This is a genomic window from Lentzea flava, from assembly GCF_014648475.1.
Lineage (GTDB): Bacteria > Actinomycetota > Actinomycetes > Mycobacteriales > Pseudonocardiaceae > Lentzea > Lentzea flava.
On record NZ_BMRE01000124.1, the window covers coordinates 1 to 4,468 of the forward strand.

The window sequence follows — 4,468 nt, forward strand, 5'->3', positions numbered from 1 at the left end:
GCGCTGCCAGTACTCCCGTCCACGACCGAATCGGCCTGGTTCGCCGCCGCCTCATCGTCATCGTCGCTATCAGCTTCGAACAGCGGTGCCTGTTCTGGTTCGGCTCGGTAGAAATCAGCGAGGTTGGGGTGGGGGGCCGACGTCCGATGCGATGATCCCTTGGCATCCAACGCCTCCGGCGCATCTGCCCCTTCCACGTCAGGCTGGTCGTTCCTGGCCGGTGCGGCGTCGTCAGCCGTTGCGGCCTCTGAGGACGGCACGCTCGACGTCCCAGTGGCAGGAGGCAGCGCGCGGGAGGAGTTCAACGCCGCTATCCGCCGCCTGGCCAGCGCTGCGAAGGCCTCGTTGATGAACGGTGTGGCATCGGACTGTTTCGACTCGATCAGTGCCAATGCCGCCTGCCCGAGTTCGTGCACAGGCAACACCACTTCAACCGCCCAGCCTGGGTCCCGACCGGACTGCACAGGCCTGACCTCGAACGACAGGCTGATCTGGTCAGACGGCACGTCGAATCCCAGACCGCTCAGCCGCGCCGCTTCCTCGGCCACTTCGTCGAGCAGGGTCCGTTCGATGGTGTCGCGGCGCGCCGCCTCCATCAGCCGCGCGCTGCGCAAGGTCGACGGCGGGCCATCCTGATACAGGATGATCCGAAACTTCGGCAGAGGTGCCGCATTCATCGCACGCCATGCCCACGCCCGCGCAGCCTTGCACGCCCTATCCCTCAGCAATTCCTTCGAGCCATTGGCCAGCACGTGCGTACGCGGACGGAACTCGGCTCTGATCGGATCGATGTGGCTCGTCGCAAGGTCCGCGAGCGGAACCCTGGGCACCCCGGGATTCGGTGAGGCCTCGGTGATCCAGCCGCCGTTGTTGACCGCTCGGCTCGCGGTCATGGGATTGACGTCGAACTCATCTGTTGGCGCGAACACGCGGACCTCGGTGCGCATGAGCTGTTCCCACCTGTCCCAAAACTCCTCGGCCGGGGAATCAGCCATGCCCGAGGTCGCCTGGACGAGACACAGGCCGATCGCCACCGGGGCCTCGGGATGGGGATGGGCCTCCAAGTAGGCGCGAGTGCCAGCGACGACGTCAGCACTCAGCCAGCCGTCGATCTCCACGTCATCGCCGTACACCATCGGCCGGTCTGTCCTCATTGCGAACCAGAAGCCGGATTCCGAGCCGTGTCCGTCAACGCCCCACGGCGTGATGGAGGTCCCCGCGAACGGGGCCACATAAGGCACGTAGCGGGTAACACGTTGCCCGTTCGAGTCTGTCGTCGTGACGATCCTGACGTACCACTGCTGCGTTACCGCCATATCCGCACGGGCAGCTTGGGACATGACGATGGCGTCTTCCGCTGTGAGAGGGAAGAACACCCCGTGTACGCCGAGGGTCTCGTTCTCCATGGCGTAGCTGATTACGCCTTCGGGCCCAGGGCGCAACGGTTCCTGGGATAGGAACCCGCCACCAGTCACGATGATGAAGCCGTCCGGAGATAGCGTGACCACACCGGCCGGGGTGTGGATCCATCGTGAGTAGCCACCGGGGAGCATGGACTGAGCGAACTCGGCGGGATCGACAATTGTGCCGTCGAGTGTCATCGGCACGATCTGCCGGTCCCGATGAGGGGACCCGACACCGCCGAGCAGCTGCCGCACCTCGGGGTCGGACCGCAACACCTGACCCGCCTGCCACAGGGAGACCAGCTCGGACACGCCGTCCTTGCGCTGTGTCTGGTACCCGCCCGTACCTGGCGTCAAAACCACGAACAAGGGCATACCGGACGCCCATGGCGACGGAACCTTCCTCGGACCGCCGCCCTGGTCCAGGAAGTACGACCCCGCCACGGAGGGAGTGAAGCTCCACGCCCAGTCCCGCGCCTTCGCGTACTGCGCGGAATCACCGGGAGACCGCAGATACAACGCGACCGGAAACCCGTGGCGGTTGGACAACACCTCCGTCCTCAGATCTCCACCACGCAACGTCGAAACCAGCACCAGCTCCGCGCCATCGCTCAACTCGACACCATCACGCCCGATATGCGGCTCACCCTTCAACGCGTACACGTCGTTGTAGTCACCCGCGGCCCGGAATACACCGGCGAAATCGAAACCAAGAGCACCGAAGTTGATCCGGACACCACTGTCCTTGCCCAGCAGCACGATCGGACGACCCCTCGCGACCTCCAACAACATCCGCGCCAGTCGTCCACCGTCGAACTCGAGAACACCACCACGTTTCAGGCTGATGCGGGCGAACTCCCCGTGCACCACCGACCCCACGTAGACGACCACCGAGTCCGTCGGAAAACCGGAGGAGCCGTCCCGAACCGCACGCGCGAGCTCCGCCACCGCCACGGCGTCGACACTTTCACCCGGCGCGGGAAAGGCGAACACCGAACCCGCCGACACGTGCACCACGTCCGCAAGGTCAGGCGGAGCGCTCTCCACGAAGGTCGATCCCTGATCGACTTCCAGCACCGCCCCTGTGTTGAACTCCGCGCGACCCTCGAGTGAGAAGGTGTGCAAGGGTCCGACGAGTTCCTCGAGCTTCGCCAGGAACCTGGCATTGAACTCGCCCTTCGCGCCCGCAGGCTGCCGCGGGTTCCTGGTCACCAGGATCAGCGGCGGCCGGACAGCGCCATTGATCAACGCCTGGAACGTCGACGACGCCGCGTACAGCGCAGCCGTCTGCTCGGGAGGAAACGGGTACGCTTGGCCATCCGGCAGCGGTACCAGGCTGTCGGGGAACAGCCAAAGAGGCTCTGTCCGGTTGCCCGTCGTCGCAGCGGCCCAGGGCAGCATCTTGTACTCGTACCGGGCTTCGCCGGAGGAATCCACGGATTTCTCGACGACCGTGCGCATCGTGTGCTCGTTGACACGGTTCAGAACGTGCCGCTGGAGCTCGCGATTCTCCGGAGTGTCGAAGCCCATGCCGAAAGGCTTGCCGCCGGGCCGCACCAACAGCCTCCACTCGACGTCATCCGGCCGGACATCGGCCACGAACGCGAACGTGCCGCCGTTCGCCACGACCGTCTCACCGTTCGCATCGATCTCCAGCAGATCACTCGCCGCGAAGACGGCGAAGAACTGGCGCTCTCCCCGCAACGCCTTCGCGAACTCCTTTGCCGCGCGTCTCGACGCCTCGGGGTTGGCAGGGTCCGCCGCGACCAGCCGTACCGGCACCGGAACCGACGTGATCCCGTACTTGAGGTAGCCATACTTGCGGTAGGCGGGCGAGCTCCGCACGTACTTCGCCAGCGTGGCGCCGTCCACCAGTTCGCCGTCGACGAGGAATTTGTCTCCCCGCGCCGTCGCATAGACGTAGAACGGCATGATTCCGCCCGAGGCACCGTGCGCGGAGTGCAGGCGGTCCCAGTGCGCTTTCTCCGATGTGTCACCCGAATCGAAGCTGACACCACCGGCCGTGTGTGCGGTAGGTCCGTGCTCCGTACCGGGCGGCCGAAGGTCCACGGTGACGTCGACGCGAACGGGTCCTTCCACCGCCACGACCGTCGAGATGATCGGCGCATCGTGTGCCGAGTTGGTGCTGATCTCGTCACGCAGCCGTGTGGAGATGTACTCCGCCTGCGTGTCCGGCCCTGAGACGACGATCTGGGGCGGTGGCAACTCCGCGTCCGCGTGCATCCGCGCCGCCGTCCGCAGCGCGGCACCGAGCAAGACCAGGTCCGCCTCGGTCCCCGGACCAACAAGCCGCGAACCGTCGAGGTCGACATCGAAGACGTGCGGCTTGCTGAGCATGGTCCGCGTGGCGGCGCGCGTTGGCACGGCGATGGTGGGCGCATGCCCGACACCAACCACCGAACCCGAATCACTCTCACCGTCGGACCACGTATCGGTACCGAATCCTGTGACGGGCGGAGCGGATCCCGGATGGCCAGGACCGCGCGGTTCCTTCGGGTCGATGGCCTCCCCGTCTGCGCGGCTGTCCGGCCTCTCGTGATCCGCCGGAGCCACCCTGGAAGAGTCCTGCTCCACCTCACCCTGATCTCGCTGCGGCCTCGCCGGAACGTCGCCGTCGGCGCCCGGATCATGCTCATCGGTGATCTTCGCGAGACCAACGCTGGGGGGATCGTCGTGCGCAGCTTGAGCAGCCGGGCGAATGGTATCGGCGACCTCCGGAATTCGCTCAACCTCGTGCTTTGTCGCTTGGTCCTCGTCGAGCACGCGGGTGCTCAACGACTGCCGGCGATCCGTCAGGTCGCGCAGCTTCCGCCAGGCCGCCATGTAGTCGGCCCGGCGCTGCCGCAGGTCGTCACGTGCCTGCAGCTCGTCGTCGGTGCCCAGGCTGCTGGCGGCGTCGCCAAAGGCGATGTCGTACCGCACGCGCAGATCGTCGACCATGCGCCGCTGCTGCTCGATCTCGTGAGCGAACCGATCATGTTCCACGTTCGTGGCTCCAGGACGTTCTTCTGTCCTGTCAACCGAACGATGCACCTGCTCCACTG

The 4,468-nt window shown here is 66.0% G+C and carries 1 protein-coding gene; it reads right to left on the reverse strand.

Annotation, left to right across the window (positions count from 1 at the left end):
• A partial coding sequence (locus IEZ09_RS45660; RefSeq protein WP_229813564.1) for a hypothetical protein occupies positions 1-4,409 on the reverse strand: 4,409 nt, incomplete at its 3' end.
• Positions 4,410-4,468: the final 59 nt, after the last annotated feature.